The organism is Moorena sp. SIO4G3, from assembly GCF_010692305.1.
Lineage (GTDB): Bacteria > Cyanobacteriota > Cyanobacteriia > Cyanobacteriales > Coleofasciculaceae > Moorena > Moorena producens_A.
Map to the genome: position 1 here is coordinate 1 of NZ_JAAHIG010000523.1, position 5,165 is coordinate 5,165.

General features: G+C 44.7%; 2 protein-coding genes and 1 pseudogene. 1 reads left to right on the forward strand and 2 read right to left on the reverse strand.

Going from position 1 to position 5,165, the window contains the following annotated elements:
• Positions 1–1,300 (forward strand): annotated as a pseudogene (locus F6J99_RS41820) (hypothetical protein); the annotation flags it as partial.
• Positions 1,301–1,311: 11 nt separating this feature from the next.
• Here F6J99_RS41820 and F6J99_RS41825 read toward each other — a convergent pair.
• A complete protein-coding gene (locus F6J99_RS41825) occupies positions 1,312–2,991 on the reverse strand; it encodes a hypothetical protein (RefSeq protein WP_293122526.1) in 1,680 nt (559 codons plus the stop codon).
• Between the two features lie 8 nt (positions 2,992–2,999).
• The coding region (locus F6J99_RS41830; protein ID WP_293122528.1) for a CHAT domain-containing protein at positions 3,000–5,165 on the reverse strand (2,166 nt) is incomplete at its 5' end.

Below are 5,165 nucleotides of genomic sequence, written 5' to 3' on the forward strand. Positions count from 1 at the left end.
TGGAGAGAAAATTGACGATTTCTATGATTTTGGCGTTAAAGGATCAGTTTTTAGCCCTAATGGTATCATGATTGCTACTTTTAGTGATATAGGTTTTAGTGATATAGGGAATATTAAACTCTGGAATAAATTTAATGGTAGATGGAAAATCGAAACAACTTTAATTGGACATAGCGATACTATTCATGATGTGAGTTTTAATCCTATTAATAGTAATATGCTGGTTTCAGTGAGTGCGGATAACACTGTTAAAGTCTGGGATATCGAAGGGATAGAACCCGCAAATTTTATAACAGTGAATGGTTTTTTGAATGGTTCTTTAAAAGACATAAATCTGAGTCCAGATGGTAAATTTATTGCTACAGTAAGTGCTGATAGCTCTCTAAAAATTTTGGATTTAGAGGGTAATCTTCAGAAAAAGCTTTCTGAAGAAGTTTCTACTTCTAGCAAAATAACTTTTAGCTCTGACGGTAAAAAGATAGTTTACAGTCACCGTAATAAGGTTCAAATTTGGAATACTGAAACTGGAGAAAATCAAATAATTATTGAGCAACAATTACCGAGAAGACCAAGCCAGCGCAATGACTTTGGTAGAGCTCATTTTGGTGAAAACGATAGTAATATTACAGTAGGACAAGAAGATGGAACTGTTAGAATTTTATCTCTTGATGGGAAAATAATTGAAACTATCAAAGGTGGAGGTAAAATAGCTATTTATAGTCCGAACGGTAAAATAGTAGCTTCTGCTAGTAAAGATAAGACGATAAAACTTTGGAATGCTGAAGGATTAGAATACGCAGAATTACCTCCTTTAAGTGGAAGCGATTCTGAGATTAAAAGTTTGGTTTTTAGTCCAGATAGCAAAACTTTAATAGCTGGAAATAAAAATGGTAATATTCTAATTTGGAATCTTGCAGATAGAAGCTTAAAAAAACGTCAAGGACATACCCATTATGTTTCGAGTTTAAAGTTTCGACCAGATGGTTTGATTTTTGTTTCAGGAAGTGGAGGAAGTGTTAGTAGTGATAAAAGGGATGCAGGTATCATTAAATTTTGGAGTCTTGATGGACAAGAACTTAAATCTTTGAAAACCAATAGTTCTACGGTTGAGAATCTTAATTTTACTCCCGATGGTAAAACTTTAATCTATGGTGATCATTTGAACGTCAACCTGTGGAATTTAGATTTAAATTATCTATTAGATAAAGGTTGTGACTGGGTGCGTGGTTATTTAAAATATAATCCTAATGTTAGTGAAACAGATCGCCATCTCTGCGATGACATCGAAACGGCTAATTAAGGCAAACAAACCTACTCCTTCTTCCTCTCTCCCCCCGGCAAACTACTCAAACTCCGACTAGCCACATCCGCACTCAACCCCCACAGCACCAATTCCCAATAATCACCAAACGGATCAGCCCCAAAGGTTCTCCCATTCTCCACATACAAAGCCCGAATTCCCACCACCGATAACCCAAACAATAATGCCAATGACAACAACGGTCGCACAACCCAATAGGTAGCTTCCGCTCGCACTTGACTAGAAACCCCAGACAGGACAATAAGCGATCGCTTAAACTGCACCACCCACATTGGCAAAGCTGGCACACGCCTCATCTCAGCCTCAACCGCATGACCAACCGCCTCTGCTGCTTTCTCAGCCTCTTCAGCCGTTTCCATGAGTGCTGCATCCGGCTGGTTATTTGGACCCATCATCGAACTTCCCAGCTGCTCCACCTCTGACTGGATTTCTGCCAGCAGTGCTTTCACTTGCTCTAATTCTTCCCCTTGTGGGTCAGTTGGCAAACTCAGCAGAGTTCGTGCCTTAGCAATCTTGTGCAGGATGCCGTTTTCTCCCCCAACCTTAGGATGCTGCTTTTTTGGTTGCAACTTCTGCTCCATGGTTCGCAACCGACTCAGACAATTAAAACGGTCTGCGATCGCATTTACCTCTGCCTTTACCCCGTCCAAATCCATCTGATACACTGACTTGCGGACTTCCTTTACCATCGGGGTGAGAATTCTTTGGTCTTCCGGGTCAGCTTCTGTAATCTTGCCCTCTAACCGATTAACTTTCCCCAAAGCATCAGCTTGAGGAATCCCCTTCTCCTGCATATACTTGAACAATCGACCCAAAATAATCCCTAGCAATAATAGCAGGAGTGGGATTAGCGGACCAGAGCGCATACTCAAGTTTACCGGAATTGCTAGCCTCTCTTCCTTACCCTCCAGTGTCAGGTAAACCGCTCCTGTATAGCGCTCAGGAGGAATTTGCCTCCGCTCCCACTGCAATGGCAAACGGACAATTTGATTAGCAGCTAATGTTTCTGGAGTTTTAGGTGGTATAACCTCGGTTTCAGTAATTTGGTAACCGGTCTGCTTTCCCTGTAAAACCACCTCAGCATTCCTGAGAGAAACGGGTGCCTCAACTGGGTTGTCAAATCCCAGTTGCCACTGATTTTGAAAGGCACTTGCTGGAAGCAACAGGTGAGCCAATCCACAATCGAGCCACCAGCTACATTGAACTAACTGGAGCTGTACCTGTTCGGAACCTGGCAATGGCACTAACTTGGGTCTGGCTTTTGCCGTTACCGTTAGGGGAATCACCACAGCCTCTGACCGCTGTTGACCTAATGGCAGTAGCTCAATTTGACCCTCATAGGTTCCTGGGGACTGGATACCATTCACCTTCACCTGAAAATCCTTCGGTACTGCTGCTGAAAGCTGAGGGTCCCCAATTAATTCCACCTGCTGCCGTGTAATTTCCTGATCTGTGTCATTACCCTTGAGATCAGATGGCAGGAAGATAAAAGATGCCACATCCTGCTTAGAGGCAGTCAGCCGCACATTGCCAATAAACCCATTCTCCTCCCCCAGCCATCCCCTAATTTCCAGGGGCTGATCATTAGCATCCACATCAATGGTTTGAGCCAAAGCTGAGGCAGGCAAAACCAATAAAATCAGTAAAGCAGCAGGAAGAAAACGTTTCATGGTAAGCCTTAATTCATTGTGGCAACAGCACGAGATAAGACAACTTCGTGTGCTGCATAAAGGGAGTAAACTAAACCTAAAGGATTTAATTTCTCCCGTAGTAACTCTCGGCGCACTGTCAGCATAGCCTGTCCCAAGGGTTCTCCCCTAAACAGGCGTGGCAGTAGAGCAGCCCCATAGGGTTCAGCAAACATTTCCGGAACGGGGCATTCTGTACCAATGACACCGCACGCGCCAGCTACCCGAAAGTCATCAATTAAACTCATGTAGCTTTCTGGACTGTAATCCCCCGTAGCACAGCCGTTGAGGAATACCAGGGGATTGTGCAACCATTGCAAATTCGAGGCTTCCAAGAAGTTACTGTCGATGCGTCCATCACTAATCTGTAGATACGGTTGCTCCAAGATTTCATCGATGCCGCCGTGACAGTAGAAGTAAACTAGATCCAAAGTAGCATGGTCGCGCCAGATTTCTTCTAACTTAGTAATGTCCTCAGCTACCAGCATTTGCACCTCTCCTGCTGCTGCCAGTTTGGGCAGATGGTCGCGCCAGAGGGAAAATTCCTTCCAAACATTGAGATTGAGCAACAAGGGTTGGTGATTCGCAATCGTTTTTACCAACACCGTGGGTTTAGGTAACTCTCCCGTTACCCAGCAGGGCAGTTGTTCAATAGCGTAGCGGTAACCCCAGAAGCCATAGGGACAGACAATATAAGGGTCATCGCCATGGGGACAGCTAGGACAGTCTTCCTTACTGTTGAGGCAATGTTGGCAGACATGGGTTTTGCCCGGTTGATACTTTACCTCTCGCTCGTAGAGTAAAGCCCAAGGGACGGTAACTTGACCAACAATAGGATTGACTTGGATAGTGATACCTGGTTCGAGAGCAGCTTGGAGTTTTTCACCCTGGTCGATATCCGTGGGATTGCCTTGATTCTGGGGTAAAATAGCCCGATAAAGATAGCGTCCAGCATGGGCAAAACGGGGCAGCCAGGTATTGAGCAAATCCAGGTTACCTTGATCAATCCACTGATAACCCTCTCGTGCAGCTCGGTTGAGCTGTTTGCGAACTCCAGCGATCGCTTTTCCTAACATCGCAGGTTGTAAAACCGTATCGTAGAACGCAAGCTCCTGATTGCCATCGGTCCGGTCGAGAAAGCGAAAGTCTATACTGCCATCGCGCTGATCCCGCTCAACATCAATGGTTAGAACTCGCTCTGGTGTGAGTTTCAGCTGTTCGGGGGTCAGTTGATCAGTAGTGGTAAATGTAATTCTGGCAGTATGAACCGGGCGCATAGAATAAGCAGTCATCTGAGCCTCTGGTTGGGGGATAATCACTGCTTCTACTTGCTTGGCTTGCAACAGGTAGCCCCGATAGAATAGCTCGACCTGAAGATAGCCTCGCCCTGTAGATAACGTGGGGGTAACCGTAAAGCATACTCCCTCTGAGGTACCACGGTGGGGTAGTATCAGCTTTTTTACGGGAGACTCGATGGTGAAATCGTGGGAAGAAACGACCACATCCAGAGCAAGACTTTCCAGGTCATCCCACATTTGGGCTAGAGCTTGCTCTGGAAAGGGAACATTAGTGTCATCAGCTCCTTTGCGTTCTGGACTAATATCTACGTAAAGGGTGTAAGCTTGCTGACTAATCAGTGGCTGGTTGAGAGGGATTGCACTGGAGTCATCTAAATCACAAAAGAAAGTGTTGAAATAGCGAGATTCAGAGGGATATTCAGAGGTTTTATAAGATTCTTTTGATGATGGTGATGATTGTAAAAAATCTGAAGTTCTTTGCAGAAAGCTCAGTTGGTTAGTTGTCTGAATTGGCCGATGAGTCTCTAGAGCTTTAATAGTCGCAGTCAGAACTTCATCGCTTTCGTCAGAGCCTGGTTTCCAGCCAAAACCTTGAGGTCCTTTGGAGATTGGCGGGAGGTATTGTTCTAGCTCTGTGTAAGTAGGCAGTACTTCTGAGGGAATCTGACCATCAATCGTCTCTAAACAGGCTTTGGCCATTTGAAAGTATTCGTTTAGTTCTTCATTCCCCTGAATGATTGCCATCAAACCCTCTGCGATATATTCCCAGTCATCGGGGTCGAGGGCTAGCTGATGTCCCACATCTGCTAAATCATCTAACTCTTCTTGTGTTAGTGGAGTCTTTAGTTCTCTCAATGA